At 54.8% G+C, this 19,787-nt stretch carries 15 protein-coding genes and 2 pseudogenes; 2 read left to right on the top strand and 15 right to left on the bottom strand.

Features of this window, described 5'->3' with window-relative positions:
- The first annotated feature begins 192 nt into the window (after positions 1–192).
- Together OSW16_RS00085 and OSW16_RS00080 are read left to right on the top strand one after the other, a co-directional pair.
- Positions 193–1,465 (top strand): annotated as a pseudogene (locus tag OSW16_RS00085) (phosphoethanolamine transferase).
- Between the two features lie 122 nt (positions 1,466–1,587).
- Positions 1,588–1,716 carry a hypothetical protein gene (locus tag OSW16_RS00080; protein WP_003253468.1) on the top strand — a complete coding sequence of 43 codons (129 nt, stop codon included), beginning with the start codon at positions 1,588–1,590 and terminating at the stop codon, positions 1,714–1,716.
- Positions 1,717–1,859: 143 nt separating this feature from the next.
- Here OSW16_RS00080 and OSW16_RS00075 read toward each other — a convergent pair whose 3' ends face one another.
- The 15 genes and pseudogenes from OSW16_RS00075 to dnaA all read right to left on the bottom strand — a co-directional run.
- Positions 1,860–2,066 (bottom strand): hypothetical protein, encoded by a 207-nt coding sequence (locus OSW16_RS00075; RefSeq protein ID WP_011953104.1) that lies wholly within the window; start codon positions 2,064–2,066, stop codon positions 1,860–1,862.
- 14 nt (positions 2,067–2,080) lie between these two features.
- On the bottom strand, positions 2,081–2,305 hold the full coding sequence (locus OSW16_RS00070; RefSeq protein ID WP_011953103.1) for a hypothetical protein: 225 nt from the start codon (positions 2,303–2,305) through the stop codon (positions 2,081–2,083).
- Between the two features lie 205 nt (positions 2,306–2,510).
- Positions 2,511–3,434: a hypothetical protein gene (locus tag OSW16_RS00065; RefSeq protein WP_011953102.1), complete on the bottom strand. Its 924-nt coding sequence runs from the start codon at positions 3,432–3,434 to the stop codon at positions 2,511–2,513.
- A 310-nt stretch (positions 3,435–3,744) separates the two neighbouring features.
- The gene (locus OSW16_RS00060; RefSeq protein ID WP_153443019.1) at positions 3,745–4,614 is read right to left on the bottom strand and encodes a hypothetical protein; all 870 of its coding nucleotides are present in this window, start codon (positions 4,612–4,614) and stop codon (positions 3,745–3,747) included.
- Between the two features lie 2 nt (positions 4,615–4,616).
- Entirely contained in the window at positions 4,617–5,300 is a 684-nt protein-coding gene (locus tag OSW16_RS00055; protein WP_126404318.1) for a transcriptional regulator, read from the bottom strand.
- Positions 5,297–6,139: a TIGR04255 family protein gene (locus OSW16_RS00050; RefSeq protein WP_010951432.1), complete on the bottom strand. Its 843-nt coding sequence runs from the start codon at positions 6,137–6,139 to the stop codon at positions 5,297–5,299. Before OSW16_RS00050 ends, OSW16_RS00055 begins: the two co-directional genes overlap by 4 nt.
- A 646-nt stretch (positions 6,140–6,785) precedes the next feature.
- A complete protein-coding gene (locus OSW16_RS00045; protein WP_010951431.1) occupies positions 6,786–7,145 on the bottom strand; it encodes a histone-like nucleoid-structuring protein, MvaT/MvaU family in 360 nt (119 codons plus the stop codon).
- Positions 7,146–7,201: 56 nt separating this feature from the next.
- Entirely contained in the window at positions 7,202–9,118 is a 1,917-nt protein-coding gene (locus tag OSW16_RS00040) for a TniQ family protein (protein WP_010951430.1), read from the bottom strand.
- A gap of 75 nt (positions 9,119–9,193) precedes the next feature.
- Positions 9,194–10,153 carry a TniB family NTP-binding protein gene (locus tag OSW16_RS00035; protein WP_010951429.1) on the bottom strand — a complete coding sequence of 320 codons (960 nt, stop codon included), beginning with the start codon at positions 10,151–10,153 and terminating at the stop codon, positions 9,194–9,196.
- Positions 10,150–12,108, bottom strand: coding sequence for a DDE-type integrase/transposase/recombinase (locus OSW16_RS00030; protein WP_011953078.1), 1,959 nt, complete (start codon positions 12,106–12,108; stop codon positions 10,150–10,152). The genes OSW16_RS00035 and OSW16_RS00030 overlap by 4 nt, the downstream gene beginning before the upstream one ends.
- Complete coding sequence (locus OSW16_RS00025) at positions 12,089–12,727, bottom strand: TnsA endonuclease N-terminal domain-containing protein (protein ID WP_011953077.1); 639 nt, start codon at positions 12,725–12,727, stop codon at positions 12,089–12,091. The genes OSW16_RS00030 and OSW16_RS00025 overlap by 20 nt, the downstream gene beginning before the upstream one ends.
- Before the next feature lie 836 nt (positions 12,728–13,563).
- The gene (gene gyrB / locus OSW16_RS00020) at positions 13,564–15,984 is read right to left on the bottom strand and encodes a DNA topoisomerase (ATP-hydrolyzing) subunit B (protein ID WP_267819830.1); all 2,421 of its coding nucleotides are present in this window, start codon (positions 15,982–15,984) and stop codon (positions 13,564–13,566) included.
- A gap of 4 nt (positions 15,985–15,988) precedes the next feature.
- Complete coding sequence (gene recF / locus OSW16_RS00015; RefSeq protein WP_267819828.1) at positions 15,989–17,092, bottom strand: DNA replication/repair protein RecF; 1,104 nt, start codon at positions 17,090–17,092, stop codon at positions 15,989–15,991.
- Positions 17,093–17,107: 15 nt separating this feature from the next.
- On the bottom strand, positions 17,108–18,211 hold the full coding sequence (gene dnaN, locus OSW16_RS00010; RefSeq protein ID WP_012312006.1) for a DNA polymerase III subunit beta: 1,104 nt from the start codon (positions 18,209–18,211) through the stop codon (positions 17,108–17,110).
- Between the two features lie 43 nt (positions 18,212–18,254).
- Positions 18,255–19,725, bottom strand: a pseudogene (gene dnaA, locus OSW16_RS00005) (chromosomal replication initiator protein DnaA); the annotation flags it as partial.
- Between the last annotated feature and the right edge of the window lie 62 nt (positions 19,726–19,787).

Raw genomic sequence — 19,787 nt, 5'->3', positions numbered from 1 at the left:
GCGCTCAGCGAGATTCATTTCTCTTTTTATCCCTATGCCTCACACATACTAAGCGTCTCCAACGCCTAGGGGCCTAAGGCCTCTGGCGCTCCGCACATTGCGCAATCGCTTAGCATCTGTCGACGGCTTGCCTTGTAGCTCCCGCTAACTCCATAGCTACCGCCATGGATAAGCAGCTTCCAGAGTTTGATAATGACACCTTCCAAATCCATTGTTCACACCCTGTTAAGCAAATGGATCTTTGCTATTCGCAATGCGCGGCAGAAAGGCATCAGTACTAATTTGCTAATCGGCCTGGTGACTTTTTGGTTGCTGCTATTCGCGAACGCAGAGCTCCGGAACGTGCTCTGGAAGCTGGTATTCAAAACCGATGAAGTGAACTGGCTGCTAGCGGCCAGCCTCCCAGTCATAGTATTCGCATGGGTGCCTGAAGCGTCAGCTGGCCTCACCTAAAACGCTGACGGCCATTGGTACTGATGCGGTAGTTAATCGACAGGGTGCGGCTCGTAAACCCAGGCTGCTGGTACTGGCAGTAGGAGAGACCGCTCGCTCCGCCAACTTCTCCCTCAACGGCTACTCCCGTGAAACGAATCCGGAACTAGAAAAGCGAAATGTCATTAGCTTCACGAACGTGAGCTCCTGCGGCACCGCTACCGCGGTCTCGCTGCCATGCATGTTCCTGGACGTGGGTAAGGCCCAGTACAAAGATGGCTTGGCCAAGAGCCGAGAAGGGCTGCTCGACGTGCTTCAACGCGCTGGCATCAGTGTCATGTGGACTGACAACAACTCGGGGTGCAAAGGGGTCTGCGACAGGGTTCCCAACCACAAGGCTGCCTCTCACGCGGATTCCCAACTGTGCACCAGCGAGGAGTGTAAGGACGGGGTGCTGCTCACGGAGATGCAAGACTTCATCAAGCGCCAGGAAGGCGATGCTGTCCTGGTGCTCCACTACAAAGGCAGTCACGGCCCGGCCTACTACAAGCGCTACCCCTCGCAATTCAAGAAATTCGCACCGGTGTGCGAGACCAACGAGCTCGACAAATGTAAGCAGGAGGAGGTGGTCAATGCCTACGACAACTCAATCCTCTATACCGATTATGTGACTGCAAATCTCATCGATATCTTGGCGGCCAACACCAAGTTCGACACTGCGCTGATGTACGTTTCGGACCACGGCGAATCGCTGGGGGAGGGTGGGCTCTATCTGCATGGGCTGCCTTACGCGATGGCTCCTGACGAGCAAACAAAGGTGCCGTTGGTACTTTGGATGTCTGACTCGCTCGCGAAGAGTGAAAAGGTCAACGTGGGTTGTTTGAAAGCTCAAACCACGTCATCGCTGAGCCACGACAACCTGTTCCACACCGTGCTCGGCATGATGAACGTCCAGACGTCTTCGTATCGCTCAGCGCTGGATTTTACAGCCCCTTGCAAGCCCTTGGCCGGAGGCTTTTATTCTGGCCTCTGAATGTTCGATGTGGACCGGATCATCGGCCAGGCGGTTCTGCACCAGCCTGCTTTGACAGCTGAGAGAAGCTGGACTAATTACATAGCTGCATTCAACAACCCAAGCGGAAAAGGAAGTTTTGCATGAGCATCAAGCCAGGCCCAAAGCGCACCAATGAAGATGGCACTCCGGACAAAAGGCAGCGAGTCACCCCTGAAAAGCAGAAGGACCATCCGGACCTGAAACCCCACAAGCACAAAAAGGGCGAGTAAGAAAAAAGCAGCTCTCGGGAGCTGCTTTTTTGTTTGGGCTGTGTGCAAACCTTCCCGACTGTCTCGCTGATCAATCGGACCCAGTCGTGAGTCTTCCGCTTGGCTTGATGGATTCTGAAGCTACCTCCGGATCGGTTATCCCTTCAGTGCGGACGACGAGACTGATATCCCAGAGCGTTGAGCTGATACTCGCTGACAGCCCGAAATTGTGATTCTGCGATTTGACGCAGGCGCTCAACCTCTTCGGCAGATGAGCCAGAAGCCTGCGCCTCGTGGTATTGCTTCATCGCATCCACTGCGTCGGTATACATGGGGTGGTCGGGGAGAAGAGCTGGTATCTTTTTCGTCATGTAGCGGCAGGTCCTCACTGGATAGTCGACGGTGGTTTACCTGCTTTGAGGAGCTGAAAATCAATGACCGCCTGATAGAGCGAATCTGCCAATAGGTGAAGACGCTGTACCTCAAGGTCTGGCAATCCAGCAGCCTCCGCTTCGTGGGCCTGTCGGATAGCTTCAAGCGCTTGCCTCATCAGTGGCTCACCAGCCTCGACCATTCCAATGAATGTGCGCTTCACAACATTTTGCTCCATTCAGCTGAAGATGAATTATAGGACACCGCGGCGTGGCAAGGCCCCGAGCAGCACAGGTGTTCGACGTCCGGCTGAACGAACCAATGAGGAGCGCGCTGGCCTGGGGAGTGGCCAGGGCGCGTGTCATAGCTACGTTGTAAACCACTTTTTTCACTGTAAACCACTGTGGTTTACAGTGAAAAAAAGTGGTTTACAGCAGGCCTCCTCAGGCCTGAGTCAGCTCCAGCAGATCGCCCAGTTCCTCCCGGGCCATCTTCACTCTATCCATTCTGCGATAAGGATGATCAACCGGCATCCGGATAAGAGATTCGAACCAAGCCGAATCGAATTTGATGACTTCCTTGTGAATGTGCTCAAGCTCACCTCCGCGAGGCTGTGACACTACAAACTCCATGCTTTCAACCAAGCCAGACGCTTCACTGTCTTTGACGATTCGATGGCGGATGAAACTCATTTTGAGATCAAAATATGCCGCCTTCGAACCAGGCACCTTCTTCGATTCCAGCCGACCAGTGCTGCTGATTTCCGCCCCCGGCACCTCAGCGGCAATAGCTTTCACCAGCTCAGCATTTCCACTGACCTTCTGGCCAAACAGGCGGGTGGCGTCCGACATGTAAGCAAAGATCCATGGCACATTGCGAAGCGTCGCGCCGGTATAGAGGTAGCCACGCTCTCCCTTGTAACGCTGCAGCATGCCTCTCAACGCGTTCTCGGAAAGGACCAGTTGGGTCTCTTTCTCCAGGATGTAAACCACGCGATCGAACTGTTCGATCAATAGCTTGAGAATCTTCCGCGGGACGCCGTCAAACCTGGTTTTTCGTTCTGTTTTCTTATGCTGGCGAGGCTTGAAGTACGGGCAATCGTTACGGGCCTCACTATCAAATGGAGCGATGCCGCGAATGCTCTTAGTAGCATGTTTCCCGAATGGGTTCTTCACGTTAGGCGGTAGCTCATACAGCCCAACCAGCTGGACAGGGTTGTCGCATGCCGGGCATACAGCAAACTGAGCTAGCTTGCCCGCACTTCCAGGCTGGTACCACGGATCTCTGCGGAAGGTCTCGGCCTCGAAACCTTCCTTGTCGATGATCTTGCTTTCTGTGTCTTCGATGCGGAGCTTATAGACATCCATCTTTGCTGAAACCGTATCAATAGAGGGTTTCTGGATGGTAACGAGCGAGGATAGGCAGCAGTAGGCCTAACTGACCCTTTTGGTGGTCACCCACTGGTTTGAGGCCAGCCCAAAGCATGCCTGATCGACCTGGGCGGGCCCTAGAAACAACTAACCCCCTGATGCGCAGTACAGGTCTGGGACCTGCCCGAGGCGTGGGGGCTATTCTTGGAGCGACAGTGACACCGGCTCCGGAGAAAATCAATTGGTTTGTAGAGCAGCCGGTCAGCTAAGGTCAAACCCAGATCCTAAAGGGGAGGCCGATAGCAGCTCAGTCAGCATCATCGGCACCTTCTTCATCTTCATCGGTATCCCCAACACTGAGCCAGTCGTGAAGGTTGTACCGCACGAAGTCTTCCGCATCGAGCATGGTAAAGTCTTGTAGCACCGTGACGTCTGCTCCACCGAAGTACAGCCCATCGTTGAGATTTCTGGCCACCCCGAGCACTTCATTCAGCTGGTCGTGCAGCTCATTTGCGCGCCTGGCGTGCTCTCGTTTGGTCAAAAACCGGAACACCACCTCGTAGGGCTCAGCCGGGTCGCGAATCTCGCCCTTGGGGTTGAAGGAAACCCAAGCACTAGCGAAAAATTGGTTGTTCTGATGGAGGAAATCGTCGACAAGCACGGCGATGCCCTTCATGCCGTCGTCACCTTGGTCTGCCTTCAGGCGGTTGACCAACTCGTCCGGCATCGCAATACGGTTGTAATGGTGGGACATCCAGTATGAGAAATACTGACCGTTTTCTTCGCTCAGCGTGATTACCGGATTTCGGTGGAGCGTCGGAAGCACGGCTCTCTTGGTCCACACACGCTTGTGAATCTTGAGCTCCATAACCTGCTTTTCCGCGTGCTGCAGGTGCAGCGTACGTGGATTGAGGGCGTGCAGCTGCTTATCGAAGGCCTTTTTCTTTACCTTAACGGCAATCCACTCTATCCACGGCGCATCACAAAGGTTGCGTGCATGCACCGTGCAGGAATGGGAGGCCAACATCCAATAAGCTGGAGCCACCCCCTCGAATTGGCCTTTCAGGACCTCCTCGGATATGTGTTCAATCAAGGCGTCACCTGAGACGGTATCTCCTTGCAGCCAACCAGCAGCGCTAATGGCACTTACGATCTCTTGCTCAGGTGTATCAGCCATAATCAAACCAAATTCGAACCGCCCGATTTTTCTAACCTGGCGATGGTTTTGAGGTCCCTATCACGTAGCTGCTGCGCCTTGCCAGCCAACTCCGCAACCATTCCGTACACACCTTTAGCGCCATTTCGATTCCACGCTTCATCCGAAAGCGCATCCTGAATCAGGCGGCCATCGGCGGTTGGATAGAAAAGCACCCGATGCAGATACTGCGCTTCTTCGGCGTTAACTTGGCGCAACGCCTCAGTTAAAGCCGCAAGCCTCTCGGGAAAACCAGTGGCGGTTTTTCCAGTCCGCCAATTGTACACGGTCTGACGAGACACGTTGAAGATCTGCGCGATGGAGCTATCTGACAACTTGAAGTCGCTCCTAAGCTCCTCGATTAAGGCCGGCGCTACGTCTTCGGTAACATTGGCATCCTGGCTGGTGTCCACCTCGGTCCAGGCACCAGCATGCACGCCATGAAAGCTCATGCCTGCTGAGCCGATAAGTTGTGGATAGGGCAGGGAGGCAGTCCCAGGAGCGACTACTACCGAAACGGCCAGCATCGCTGTGAAAGCAATCGCCAATACAGGGTTTGCTGTCGTGCTACCTACACGCGGAGCAATTTCAGGGTTTTCCCAAGTAGAAGATCTGCTTACAGCAGCCCCGGTAGGATCAATCCATTGCCCATTCATTGCTGTAGTCATTTCGCCTTCCCCCAAACCTCAAAGGCATGATCTTTCGCGACTGTCCTAAAAGCAAAGTTAGCAGTCTTATGCAAACCGTCGAGTCTCGTGCAGATCTCCTCGGTTCCCAGTCGTTCGGCTAACTGCAGCGGCCAATGCGCATCCGTATCGAGAAGAGCACCATTTTCGCTAACAGGCACAAATGCACCTTGCAGAGGAGCACCATGCTTGGATGAATTCCTCGATTGCTTAGCAATTTCGAAAACCATGGCCGGCTCGACCAAATCTTCCGGTATCCACATACCAGTCTGCCGCCAGCATCTGATGTGCAGATACTCCGGATCTAGATGGTAGGTGGTAGTAGAGATTCCAAGCTGCTCCTTGGGGACTTTCCCATGCGCCGCTAGCTCATCGCATTTAAGTGGGAGCATGGCTTCCGGAAGGTAGTCGGCTAGGGTCTCACCTTCAGCTGGTTCAATTTTATCGACGTACCGCATCCCGATAGCGGTGATATCCAATGCACCTGCTTGCCCTACCAGCGCCTCAATGCACTCACGGAAAAGCGCTAAGTGGTTATCAAAATGAAGATAATTTGTGCTTTGCAGGATCATGTGATCCATGGCCAGCACGCACGCGTAGTCAGCATCCCGATTAAGGAACGCCCAAGAATTCGGTTCTCCGCTGTGCATCACTCCAGGCGGCACGCCCTTGACCATCTGGAAGAAGCCCGGGAGGCTCTGACGGATCGTGTGCTGAATGTCTGGGATCAGCTTTGGCAGCTTAAGAATCGGGGCAAATCTGATTACGCTCAACGCATAGATAAGCGGCGCCCTTGCTAAGACCCCTTCGCGTTCTGACATGTTAACTCCTCCACCGCTCCCCAACGAGGGACCGGATTCTACATCATTTGACAAATCCTTTGACAAGAACTGTATAGCAGGGCCTTTCGATTTGACAAGCGGTCCCCGTGAGGAATGGAGTGCAGAAAACGCCTCCATCAGGAGCTTACTCGTCATTCCAGAAAAGCCTCTACAGACACCATCGCTAAGCCTCTGAGGAAGCACGAATTTTTAATCAGAGCTCTTCCTAGCAGTGAGAAGAAACTCAACGAATCGTCACCAGATAGCTCAATCCAGGGGAACGCTTGCTCTGATGGGGTGGTTCAGAAACGTGCTGTCTGGTCCAGATTTCTCATCTACGAAGAGCACGAAGAGCTCTTGGATCCAGAGTTTGAGGCCGTGATTGGCTGAATGGAGAGGTCGGAAAGAGGAGGGGTGATCCAGTGAAGCACAAGCGCAGTCAGGAGGCTTGCGATGGTGTTCACTGAGATTGAGACGAGAGCATTCCGCATTTTGGAGAGTCCATTTTTTGAAGTGGACCTCTATTTAATGCGCATAAACTGTGTGTCACCACCACCCGCAGAAAATTTCGTCACGCCCCAGAATGGGAATTTGCATTCGGGGCGCACCACGATTCATCTCGTGCCAGAAGCCGCCTGCAGTGCAATCAATTGGCGAGCCAAGACTCGACTACCTCAGCGCCATACTCGTTTTTCCAGGCCTTAAGCGTACGCTGATTACCACCCTTGGTCTCAACAACCTCTCCGCTGTGTGGATTCTTGTAGACCTTCACTTCGCGTGGTTTCCGAGAGGTTTTTGGGGCCATATCAGTGGAAGCCACCGCTTGCGGATCGAGGATCAGCACCACTTGGCGCAGGCCGTAGCCATACTCGTTGAGCAAACTGCGCAGCTTCGTTTCAAATTCCATTTCCTGCTTCAGGGCAGAGTCATTTTTCAGCGCTTCCAGCTCCGCCAGTTGGGCTGCGAGCTGTTGTTCGAGCAGGCGGAATTCAGCGAGACGGGACATAAGATTCTCCAAAATGGGTTCGATGATTTTAGCAATCAAGAAAGAAAGCGTGCTAACTATCTTGATCCCACATGCCTGAATCGGCAATCACGAGGCTGAGCGATCGGTGTGGATAAAAACGTGATGGCTTCAGGATCGTCGATCTGGGCGGCTTCACTTGCGAGGTAATCGATCAGCTTTTTGCTTCTTACCCAAACGTACTGCCGGCAAGCCGCGTTTGGAATGGATGGCCCCGCAACGGGGCGAAACCTGGCCTCCCAAAGGTGCTTGAACGCCTCCCTGGTCGACTTCCCCAAATACACCGCAATCTCCGGTCCCAAGATATAGCCACGCCTGAATCTGTCGATGGCTTGAGGCTTAACCATCAATTGCGTACGCCGGCCTCGTTCGACAGCAGTGCTCCATAGCAGACCCAGTCGAACGAACGCGTATGCGCATTGTTCTTTGACGCCTAACAGCGCAGCAGCCTTGACTACCGACAGGCCGGGAAAGACCGGACTCTTGTTCTCAGCTCGGGCTTGTTGCCACGCTGCAAAATCTTGCGGCTTGAGTAACCACGCCCCTACCGCAACCGAGCCATTCTCAGCTGGGCCGTAAGCGCGAAGTTCACCTGCACGTATTGCCTGAACCAACTCGACCAACCCACCCCCCTTGGGCAGAGAATGCTTGGCCAAGTAGTTGATCGACACCAGGCTCTGGTCAGAGCTGGTAGGCAGCTTCTCATCAATCAATTCGTTGATCGAGCGGCAGTCAATCAGCCACCTTTCGCCTGGGCGCGGTTCTCCACCAAAGAACTGGAGGGTACCACCAGCTAGCAGCTGCCTAACCCGATTGCGACAGAGGCTTAGCAAAGTCGAGGTTTCTTTCATATCAGCCACGCCCTGGAGATGCTGCGAGATTGCCTTCAAATGATCCAGGTCCACGACCGTAAAGACTCGATCTTCATGGACCTTCTCCCGATAGGCGATTTGTCCCTCCTGATGAAGGCGTTTTATGACTGATACCCCGAGACCACAAGCTTCAGCAGCAGAATCGAACGACACCCAACGATGTCTCTCAATCGTCTCCTCACTCAAATTGCGATTTCGCTTCGCTAACGGTGCTTCCCACGCATGCTGCAGAAATGATTCGAACTCTCGACGAAGAAAGTCAAAACAAGAGTCATCCAGATCACGGTGGATGTCGTGGTATATCGGGCCGAACGATCTGCTGAGCGTCCAATGTTCGTTATCGGAATGGACTGCCTTGAGGCCACTCAGCAGTTCTCTGAATGCGAGAGGCCAGTTCATGAGAACCACGCCCGCCGCGTTTGCCATAAGCCGCGATATCTCTAGCGAACCCGAATCAGCAACCTTCAGCGGCTGGGTTCTTTCCGTAGGCAAACTTCTGACAGCGAGACGCGATGACAACTCGTGAAACTGTTCGTAGGTGAGGGCCGCCAATCCCGCGTCAGCTGGCAACGAGTCGGCGTAAAACCTATCTTCAAAGCCAGAGGTGAGCCAGGCGGCCGTATCACTCGCCGGCGCGATCTCAAAATTGGTCCCACTCAATGAGGTGCCACACGCTTGGCAACTATTCGCACTCATTGCGCTTGGATCGGTTTCCTTCAGACAGTTGGGGCACCGCCCGTGGAGTTCAGTGCCGTGGACAGAACACGTCGTAACCAGGGTCAAGCCCCAGCTTTCTCTCCAATAACCGGCTTCGCCCAAACAGATCGGACAGTAACGAGCGTGATGAGTCGTCCATAACTTGACCCCCTTGGGCCTTGGATCACGAAACTCAGCAGATACCGCAGGCCAGCTCAGTGGTCCTTCCATCATCTGCAGCCAGTCCGCAACATCGGTCTCGTCGGCTCGTGCAAAGGCGGTGAGCAGTTCCTTTCTGGGTAATCCGTTGGCTTTCGCCAGGCGCTGCAGGTACCCCAAAAGACTTTCGTCTTGGTGTGGTCGTGGGTTGATTAAAAGACCAAACATTCCTACACATCCATGAAATCGAAGACATAAAAATCAGGGGAGTAGAGCCGGGCCGATAAGCCCGGCCCTTGGCCGTCAGGTACTGCTCTCTTCGAACGTCTCAAACGGCTCCCGCTTCCCGAACAGAGGCTGGAAATTGAAGCTCGCACTGAAGGGGTTTCGATCCTCGGTGGCGTAGCTCCAAACCTCGTCTTCAAAAGCCTGGGCCAGCACAGGAAGTTCAATCCCGACAAGGTCCTGGACTTGAACCAGCCAAACAGCCCTGTCCACAATCTTGATGAGGTAGTCGATCAATCCATAGGAAGCCAGGTAGAAGCGTTTAATCATCGCTGGCTCTACAAAACTGATGGTTTGAACAGGCAGTTCGCCCTCGATTGCCTGCAACAACATCACGAAATGAAGAGACGTATTAGCGGAGAAGGTGAAGCGATCGTATGCCACCGTGGCCGAAAACCTGCGTCGCAGTTGCTCGTTTGCTAGCAGGAGATTTTCGGTGCGCTTCAGCCCAATCAGAACAAACGCGATACTGGTTTCATTCATCAGACTCTTGATCCAGTCTGCTGCCTCATACGCACCATTACGACGATAATCGACCAGGTGCTGCGCCTCATCGAGGACCAACATCTCCACGCCAAGGTTCTTCAGCAGCAGGACTACTCGCGCAAATTTAACCTCTGCCGAATGTCCTCGTGCCTCTGCGAAGGGATCCTTCAGCTCTGCCAAAATGGCTGCTGCCAGGTTCTTTTTGGTTGGAGACGAAGGCATCTCGACGAACAGAACTGTCCGCTTCTGTGGGTCATGGCTCTCCAATTCCTCCAATGACCGAATGTACTCCTTGACCAATGTGCTCTTGCCCACTCCGCTTGGACCTTGGATCAGCAACCCTTTACTTGCTCTGGTACGCCGACTATCGCCGTGGATATCGCCTAGTCGCGTCAACGCTCGCTCGACTTGAGGGCTGTGAATAAAACGATCGCGGAGCGTAAAGCTGTATTCACCATGCTCGTAGCATTCGTACAGATTGATGGCGTTCATGGCTTAGAACTCCCAGCAGGGCGACGAACCGAGACCTTGAAGGCTGCTGGCGGAATGTTAGGAATAGAGTCACCGGTCCATTCCACTTCAGCGAGTACCTTGGGTGGAGGCGTGCTTTCGGTCACTCGACCCTCCTTGTCGATTTTCGCTATGGCAGCTGCGCGTCGTTTTCTGAGCGTCTGCGAACGGCGGGCCTCGTCTGCATCTTCCATAATTTCCTGGTAGCACCTGTGCGTAGCCTCGAAGCTAGGCTGCTCATTATATTTTTCTCGCAGCGCTTTCTCGGCAGCCTTCCACACCTCCCTGCTCTTACCGGCCATTCGCTCATCTTTGGCGGGCACTTTGAAGAACAAGTTTCTGAAGCGGTCGTGAACCCAAACGTGCCCGGCTTCGTCTCGATAGCGGACGTTTACCTTTTCTCCGTCTGCCAAACGCATACGGAGCTCAGCAAGTTCCGTAGAGTGGTAGCCCACTTTGGCAACCTCGATGCCGTAATGGTGAACCTTCACCGAGGCCCGCTTGGCCAGAATGCACTCCAACGAGTCCAGGTCGACGGGAAGGCTGATGACATGGTTCGCCTCGCTAGTCCCCCAGACTTGAGCCGGTGTTCTGTTGTCCAGCCCCCGATGAGGAGTCTGGTGGTAACCATCGACGATCCATTTCACTACCACCGCCTCCAATTGAGGGAGCGTGAAACATGCATTCTTCTCCGAGTCGTAATCGCCACGCTGCTGGATATTCGAGAAGGTGGTACCCGGGAGGTTGTGGATAAGCCCCAGGTTCTGTGTGCTGAAAAAGCGTTCGACGGCACCTTTCCTTTGAGGGGCCCTTGAAGCGGGATACATGATCTCGATACCCAACTCGTTGAATCCCATGATGAGATCGCCCGCGTGAAATTCCGCTGCGTTGTCTGGGACTATTCGAGCCGGCAGCCCACGTGCCCACCATTCATTTCTCACTTTCGGAAAGCGCTTCAGCAATTCGGCTTTTGGACGGATTGAGCGTTCGATCACACGAAGCACGGTTTCCGTATTTGGCGCCGACAGGTGGAGCAAATATCCCATCACCATTCGAGAGAAGCGGTCGAGGACGATCGTCAGATAGGGGCGCCCAATGCACAGCCCCGAGGTTTCATCCACAAGCTGGACGTCCAACAAGGTGTGATCAATTTCCCAACGTTCCAAAATCTCATGGACACGTAGGACACCCGCCGCAACACGGTGCTTCTTGTCTGCTGCGTGTTTTCCGAGCCTCTCCTTATCCACAAGGTACGGATCCAGCTTGGCGATGTACCTTCGGACAGTCATTCCGCTTGGGATCTTGAGCTGATCCGAAGGCAAACGACTTTTGTTCCTCTCTTTTATCTGATCCTCGAATTCTGAAACGACCACGCTGACCGCTGGAATCGTATCCTGCAGGTAGGTTTTATTAATCACCCCTTCAAGAATAACTTCGAGCTCTCCCTGTATCGCGGCAGCCCGACCCTTTTTGGCATGCTGAGGGATAAGCTTTACTACGTTCTGGCCAATGTATTTGGCTGCCCAACGTCGAATAGTGGAAACCGAGGGTGCGCACGCATCCCCAATCTTTTTGGCGATATCTCTAAGCTTCTTGATCATGTCTTCGTCACCCGGTAGCTTGTATTTACCGCGCTTAGTTAGGTCGTCCAGATACTTGCGTCGACGCAATGCCTCATCTCCATGTTTTTTGGGGAAGCATGAAATATCTGGAGGGACGTTCCGCACATACGGAACCCTCCCAAGGTATGGCTGATCAGCGGAGATCTCGATCTCGCGCTTCTCGTAGGCCTCATAGAACTCCTTCTCGGATAGCTTCGTGGGCTCACCAAGCTCATCGAAAAAGAGCAGCTTCCGGTCAATAAGCCTCTTCTCAAGCACCATCAGTACGCCACGAACGATGACGACCAATTTCACCCTAAGGGAAAAGGTTTGCATGACGGTGCCCCCCTTGCAGGAAGACCGGGGAGTCAGTGTCAATTGACCTATCAAGGTCAATGCCCACCACCCCAAGGCCTAACAAGCGCCAGGCTTTCCCCTCACCAACCACGTAGAGCAGATCTGCAACGGTCATAGGCGGCCATTCGTTGAAGGTCGCCATTACCTCCTCCAACGCCTGATGCGAAAGCTCTGGACCGCGCCGGTGATACATCAGCCTTCTAAGATTGGTAGCCAGGGGTTCAGCTTCAATTAACTTTTCAGTGATCACCGAAAAGTTACGGGCAGTGGCGTTGAAGTAGCGCTCAGCGGCATCCAGTCGCTGCCTGACGCTGGCAATCTTCAGTCGGTCGTGAGGCTTCACTTCAAACCACCACTCGCGCCCATCCGCGAGGAAAACCTGTACGTCTGGGTAATATTTGAAGTAGCCCTGGAGCGATGGAACACGTTCCTCACTGGGCTGCGGGACGTAGCCGATGACCGCAGGAGACAGCTCAAGAAGCCGAAAAAGAGCGCCTTCGAGCTGGGACTCCCAGGGCACAGGCTTTTTATTTTTGAGCGATGGGAAGTAGCCGCGGTAATGGTTGGACCGCCGCGTGACCACCTTTCGTACTGTCATGAAACACCTCCGAAAATCTCGAAACGAGCGCCGACGCTGCGCCAAAAAATCAAGGCGCAGGGCGGGCGAAGTGAGGCCTTTCGACAGGCAACACTGTGCCGTCGAGTAACCTCGCTAAGGTCGAAAAAATGGGAGAGGATTGACAGTCGCTTCGAAAAAGCAGACATTGCGGGTTCTGAGGACGCAAGTCTGCTTCGCTAAGCGCGGTCAGTCCTCTCGGGATTGATCGCGTTTTTCTACATTTTCAGGTCTCCTTTTCTCTCATTGGTCATGACTCTCATGACTGATCAGAATCTAAAGCAATCGGCTTGCTCTCTTTATTTCTAAACGGCCACTTCGTGATCGCTGGAGCAATTTGGATCAGGTCTGAAGCTCTCGCTTCAAACAGCTGATTTGGCTGAAAATCTTCAGTGCAAAGCGGAAAAGTTGGTCATAGATCTTATTCCAACATCCCTTCGAAATCTACAAAAAATCCAAAATGGCAACTTCCACCAAATTCCATTTCCATACTAAATTGTTCAAATTAATACTTAACACGTACGCTTAATTAACTATTAAGGTGTTCAAATATTAGTTTTAAAGTCCTCTCAATCTCTCTGCTGCTCAGATCCGCCCGCCGACCCTCTCAGCACTTCCAGCGCCCCATCAAATCACTTCCTCAAATCCCCCCATCTGCATCATTTTCCAATGAGCGGAGTAGGGCGCCCCGGCAGGAATTCCAGGCAAAAAAAAGCCCGCGAAGGCGGGCTTGATGGTGACCGACAGGGGCCATGGTTGAAGCCCGGCCGGTCATCTATTTGTGAAAGCGTGCAGCTTTTCTGTGAACCTACACCTGATCAGAAGTCCAGGTTCGAAACCGACAGCGCGTTGCTTTCGATGAAGTCACGGCGAGGCTCAACCGCATCGCCCATCAAGGTATTGAAGATCTGATCGGCGGCAATCGCGTCTTCGATGGTGACCTTGAGCATGCGCCGTACAGTTGGGTCCATAGTGGTTTCCCACAACTGATCCGGGTTCATCTCACCCAGCCCTTTGTATCGCTGGATGGTGTGTCGCTTGGTGGTCTCGTTCATCAGCCAATCCAGGCCTTCCTTGAACTCGACGATCGCCTTGCGACGCTCACCACGCTGTACATAAGCACCTTCACCCAGCAGGCTCGACAACTTGGAACCGATGTTGACCACCGTGCGGTAGTCGTTGCTGCCGAAGAAATCGCGGTTGAAGGTGATGTAGCTGGCCAGGCCGTGCGAGGTGATTTCCACTTCTGGCAGCCACACATTGCGCTCCTTGTCCTCGCGCAGGGTGGCCTTGTACACCAGGCCAGACTTCTGGCTATTGCTCAAGCGCTCCTGCAGTTTGGCCAACCAGTTCTCCATGACGGCATGGTCGCCCAATTGCTCAAGGGTAACTTCCGGCAGGTAGATGAAGTGCTCGGTCAACTCTTCCGGGTACAAGCGAGACAAACGCTTGAGGGTCTTCATTACACTGCGGAACTCGTTGACCAAAACCTCTAGCTGAACACCGGAAACGGCTGGCGCAGATTCATCCAGGTGCAGGCTGGCATCTTCGAGGGCCGACTGGGTCATGTATTCTTCCATGGCCTCGTCGTCCTTGATGTACTGCTCCTGCTTACCTTTCTTCACTTTGTACAGCGGTGGCTGGGCAATATAGATGTAGCCACGCTCGACCAGCTCTGGCAGCTGACGGAAGAAGAAGGTCAGCAGCAGGGTACGGATGTGCGAACCGTCAACGTCAGCATCGGTCATGATGATGATGTTGTGATAGCGCAGCTTGTCGATGTTGTACTCTTCGCGGCCGATGCCACAGCCCAGCGCGGTGATCAGTGTGCCCACTTCCTGGGAGGAGATCATCTTGTCGAAACGTGCTTTCTCGACGTTGAGAATCTTGCCCTTGAGCGGCAGGATCGCCTGGGTACGACGGTTACGACCTTGTTTGGCCGAGCCACCTGCGGAGTCACCCTCCACCAGGTACAGTTCGGAAAGGGCAGGGTCCTTCTCTTGGCAGTCCGCCAGTTTGCCCGGCAAGCCGGCGATATCCAGCGCGCCCTTACGGCGAGTCATTTCACGTGCTTTGCGCGCCGCTTCACGGGCACGGGCAGCATCGATCATCTTGCCGACGACCGCTTTGGCTTCGTTGGGGTTCTCCAACAGGAAGTCGGCGAAGTACTTGTTCATTTCCTGTTCCACGGCGGTTTTCACCTCCGAGGAGACCAGCTTGTCCTTGGTCTGGGAGCTGAACTTCGGATCCGGCACCTTGACCGAAATGATCGCAGTCAGGCCTTCCCGAGCGTCGTCACCGGTGGTGGAAACCTTGTTCTTCTTGGCCAGGCCTTCCTGCTCGATGTAGTTGTTAAGGCTACGGGTCAGGGAGGAGCGGAAACCAACCAGGTGGGTACCGCCATCGCGCTGTGGAATGTTGTTGGTGAAGCACAGCAGGTTTTCGTTGAAACTGTCGTTCCACTGCAGGGCGACTTCAACACCTACGCCATCGTCACGTTGGACGTTGAAATGGAACACCTGGGAGTTGACCGGCGTCTTGTTGGTGTTCAGGTATTCAACGAATGCACGCAGGCCGCCTTCATATTTGAAGAACTCTTCTTTGCCCGAGCGCTCGTCTTTCAACAGGATGCCAACACCCGAGTTCAGGAACGACAACTCACGAATACGCTTGGCCAGGATATCCCAGCTGAAGTGAATGTTCTTGAAGGTCTCAGCCGAAGGCTTGAAGTGAATGTGGGTACCGGTAGTTTCGCTTTCGCCCACAACGGCCATCGGCGCCTGTGGAACGCCATGAACGTAGGTCTGTTCCCAGATCTTGCCGCTACGGCGAACGGTTAGCACCAGTTTTTCAGACAGGGCGTTTACGACCGAAACACCTACACCGTGCAGACCGCCGGAAACCTTGTAGGAGTTATCATCAAATTTACCGCCGGCGTGCAGCACGGTCATGATGACCTCGGCTGCGGAGACGCCTTCTTCTTTATGCACGTCGACCGGAATGCCGCGACCGTTGTCGCGCACACTAATCGATTCGTCCGGGTGGATAATGACGGTAATGTCATCGCAGTGCCCGGCGAGGGCTTCGTCGATCGAGTTGTCGACCACTTCGAAGACCATGTGGTGCAGGCCGCTACCGTCATCGGTGTCGCCAATGTACATGCCGGGACGCTTGCGCACGGCATCCAAACCTTTCAGCACCTTGATGCTTGAGGAGTCGTACGTTTGATTTTCGCTCATGCCTTCACTCCCGATGGTCGTGGGTCTGGGTGATACGGCCTTGTTCCACGTGGAACAAAGCGACTGGCGTTTCCGTCTGCCAGCCTTCCCTCAGTAATTCTTGATCTACACAGGTGATGAACACCTGGCAGCGTAATTCTTCTAGCAAGCGGCACAGTGCACGGCGATGCTGGTCGTCCAACTCGGACGGCAAGTCATCCACGAGATAAATACAGTGGCCGCGGCGAGCCTGGCTAACGAGATGGCCTTGAGCAATGCGCAGAGCACAAACCACCAACTTTTGCTGACCACGCGACAGGATGTCGGCTGCATTATTGGCAGCCAGACGAAGGCGCAGATCAGCACGCTGCGGGCCGGCCTGGGTATGGCCCATCTGCTGATCGCGAAGGAGAGAAGAGGCGAGTACTTCGTTGAGTTCCCGGTCCTTGTCCCAGCCTCGGTAGTAGCTAAGGGTCAACCCGTCCAGCTCGACCAGTTCGCTCAGGGTTTGCTCGAAGACGAGCTTCAAGGCCTTGATATAGTTGCGACGGTATTCATCTATTTCCGCACTGGCCAGGCACAATTCCCGGTCCCAGGCGGCTTGCGAAGCTGGGTCAAGTGTACCATGCCGCAACCATGAGTTCCGCTGCCGCAACGCCTTCTGCAGACGCTGCCACGCGGGCATGAAGCGAGGTTCCACGTGGAACACTCCCCAATCGAGAAACTGGCGGCGGATCTTCGGTGCGCCTTCAAGCAACCTGAAACTGTCTGGGTTGATGAGCTGCAGGGGCAGCAATTCTGCGAGCTGCGCAGCGCTCTTGGCATTCTGCCCATCAATACGGATAGTGAAATCGCCCCCGCGCTCGCGCGACACACCCAGGTTGCTGATGCCGCCTTGGCCTGACTGCACTTCGCCAAAAACCGTACACGCTGCCTGCTCGTACTGAATGACCGGGTTCAGTCGGGTACTGCGGAACGACCTGGCCAAGCCGAGCAAATGCACCGCTTCAAGCACACTGGTCTTGCCGCTGCCGTTTGCGCCGTAGAGGATATTGATGCGGGGGGAGGGTGAGAGGGTCACCGGGTGCAGGTTGCGCACCGCGGTGACCATGATACGTCGAAGGGACATCTGGCCTGCTACAGGTTACAGGCGCATTGGCATGACAACATAAGACGAGTCGTCATTGCCTGCTTCTTGCAGCAGAGCACTGCTATTGGAATCGGAGAGAATCAGGCGAACCTGTTCGGTTGTCATCACACCCAAGACGTCCAGCAGGTAACTGACGTTGAAGCCGATCTCCAGCGATGCACCGTCATAGTCGACGCTGATCTCTTCTTCCGCCTCTTCCTGTTCCGGGTTGTTCGCCTGGATTTTCAACTGGCCGGCTGCCAACTGCAGACGAATACCACGGTACTTCTCGTTGGAAAGAATCGCCGTACGGCTGAACGCTTCGCGCAAGGCCTGACGATCGCCAATGACCAGCTTGTCACCGCCCTTGGGCAGTACACGCTCATAGTCCGGGAACTTGCCATCGACCAGCTTGGAAGTGAAGGTGAACTCGCCTGTGTTCGCACGGATGTGGTGCTGGCCCAGGACAATGCTGACCATGCCTTCGGGGTCGGTGAGCAGGCGCGCCAGTTCGAGGATACCTTTACGTGGCACGATGACCTGATGCCGCTCATCCTGCTCGATGGCTGCGCTCATGGAGCACAGTGCAAGGCGGTGGCCATCGGTAGACACGGCACGCAGGGTATTGCGCGACACTTCAAGCAGCATACCGTTGAGGTAGTAACGTACATCCTGCTGAGCCATGGCAAAGCTGGTGCGCTCGATCAAGCGACGCAGTTTGCTCTGTTCAAGGTTGCAGGTCAGCGAACCTGGGCCTTCTTCCACGGTGGGGAAGTCGTTGGCAGGCAGGGTCGACAGGGTGAAACGGCTACGGCCGGCCTTGACCAACAACTTCTGTTCATCGACCTTGATATCGATCAGCACGTCGTTCGGCAGGCTTTTGCAGATGTCCATCAGCTTGCGCGCCGGGACAGTGATTTCGCCTGGCTCAGCCGGCTCTTCCAGTTGTACGCGGCCTACCAGTTCGACTTCCAGATCGGTACCCGTCAACGACAGTTGCTGGCCTTGCACGACCAGCAGTACGTTGGACAGGACCGGCAAGGTCTGACGGCGCTCGACGACACCGGCGACCAGTTGCAGGGGTTTCAACAGGGCTTCGCGTTGAATGGTGAAATGCATGGTCTAGTCCCTTGCCTTCAATTAGCTGCGCTGGCGGCCATCAGGTGGTGAGCGTGCGCAGGAGGTTCTTGTAGTCCTCGCGGATGTCCGCGTCGGATTCCTTGAGTTCGTTGATCTTGCGGCAAGCGTGCAGCACCGTGGTGTGGTCACGACCGCCAAACATGTCGCCGATCTCTGGCAGACTGTGGTTGGTCAGCTCTTTGGACAACGCCATGGCCACCTGACGCGGGCGCGCTACCGAGCGCGAACGGCGCTTGGACAACAGATCGGAGATCTTGATCTTGTAGTACTCGGCCACGGTGCGCTGAATGTTATCCACACTCACCAGTTTGTCTTGCAGCGCCAGCAGGTCCTTCAGCGACTCGCGAATCAGCTCGATGGTGATGTCGCGGCCCATGAAGTGCGAGTGAGCGATGACACGCTTCAGTGCCCCCTCAAGCTCACGCACGTTGGAGCGAATACGCTGAGCGATGAAGAACGCGGCATCGTGCGGCAGCTCGACTTTGGCCTGGTCGGCCTTTTTCATCAGGATCGCCACGCGGGTCTCGAGCTCCGGCGGCTCGACAGCCACTGTGAGGCCCCAGCCGAAACGCGACTTCAACCGCTCCTCCAGACCTTCGATTTCCTTCGGATAGCGGTCGCTGGTGAGAATCACCTGCTGACCACCCTCCAGCAAGGCGTTGAAGGTGTGGAAAAACTCTTCCTGAGAACGCTCCTTACGGGCAAAGAACTGGATATCGTCGATCAGCAACGCATCGACCGAACGGTAGAAGCGCTTGAATTCGTTGATCGCGTTGAGCTGCAAGGCCTTGACCATGTCCGCGACGAAGCGCTCGGAATGCAGGTACACCACCTTGGCATTCGGGTTCTTTTTCAGCAGGTGGTTACCCACAGCATGCATCAAGTGGGTTTTACCCAAGCCCACACCACCGTAAAGGAACAGTGGGTTGTAGCCATGCTTCGGGTTGTCGGCAACCTGCCAGGCGGCGGCCCGGGCCAATTGGTTGGACTTACCCTCTACAAAGGTTTCGAAGGTGAACGTACGGTTCAGATAGCTGGTGTGCTTGAGCGCACCCTCCACCTGAACGTTGCGCTGTTCGGTACGACCTGGTGCGACAGGTGCCGGAGCGCTGTCGGCCATCGAATCATAGCTGTCTCGCGACGGCGCCTCAGCCATATCCGAGGCCTGCGCAGGCTCCGCCGAAGGCACCGAGACCGGGTCAGCAACAGCCATGACTGGCGCGGCTGCTGGTTGCGCGTGGGTCTGCGCAAGGGATGCAGCCACTGCAGCGCTGACCGGGGCGTTAGGCGCGGCCCGCGGTGCGGAGCTGCGACGGCTGCCTATTAATAAGGAAAGGGCAGGCGCGATGCCGCTACCGTTTTCACCCAACAGTTCGAGCAGACGGCCGAGGTACTTTTCATTCACCCAATCGAGAACGAAACGGTTAGGCGCATACACGCGCAACTCGTCGCCTTCGGCTTCGACCTGTAGCGGACGGATCCAGGTGTTGAATTGCTGGGCAGGCAGTTCATCGCGCAGAAGCTCCACGCACTGCTGCCAAAGTTCCACTGACAC

It is taken from the genome of Pseudomonas putida (assembly GCF_026625125.1).
GTDB lineage: Bacteria > Pseudomonadota > Gammaproteobacteria > Pseudomonadales > Pseudomonadaceae > Aquipseudomonas > Aquipseudomonas putida_X.
Note: the sequence above shows the minus strand (reverse complement) of the source record. Positions and strands in the feature narration are given on the sequence as shown.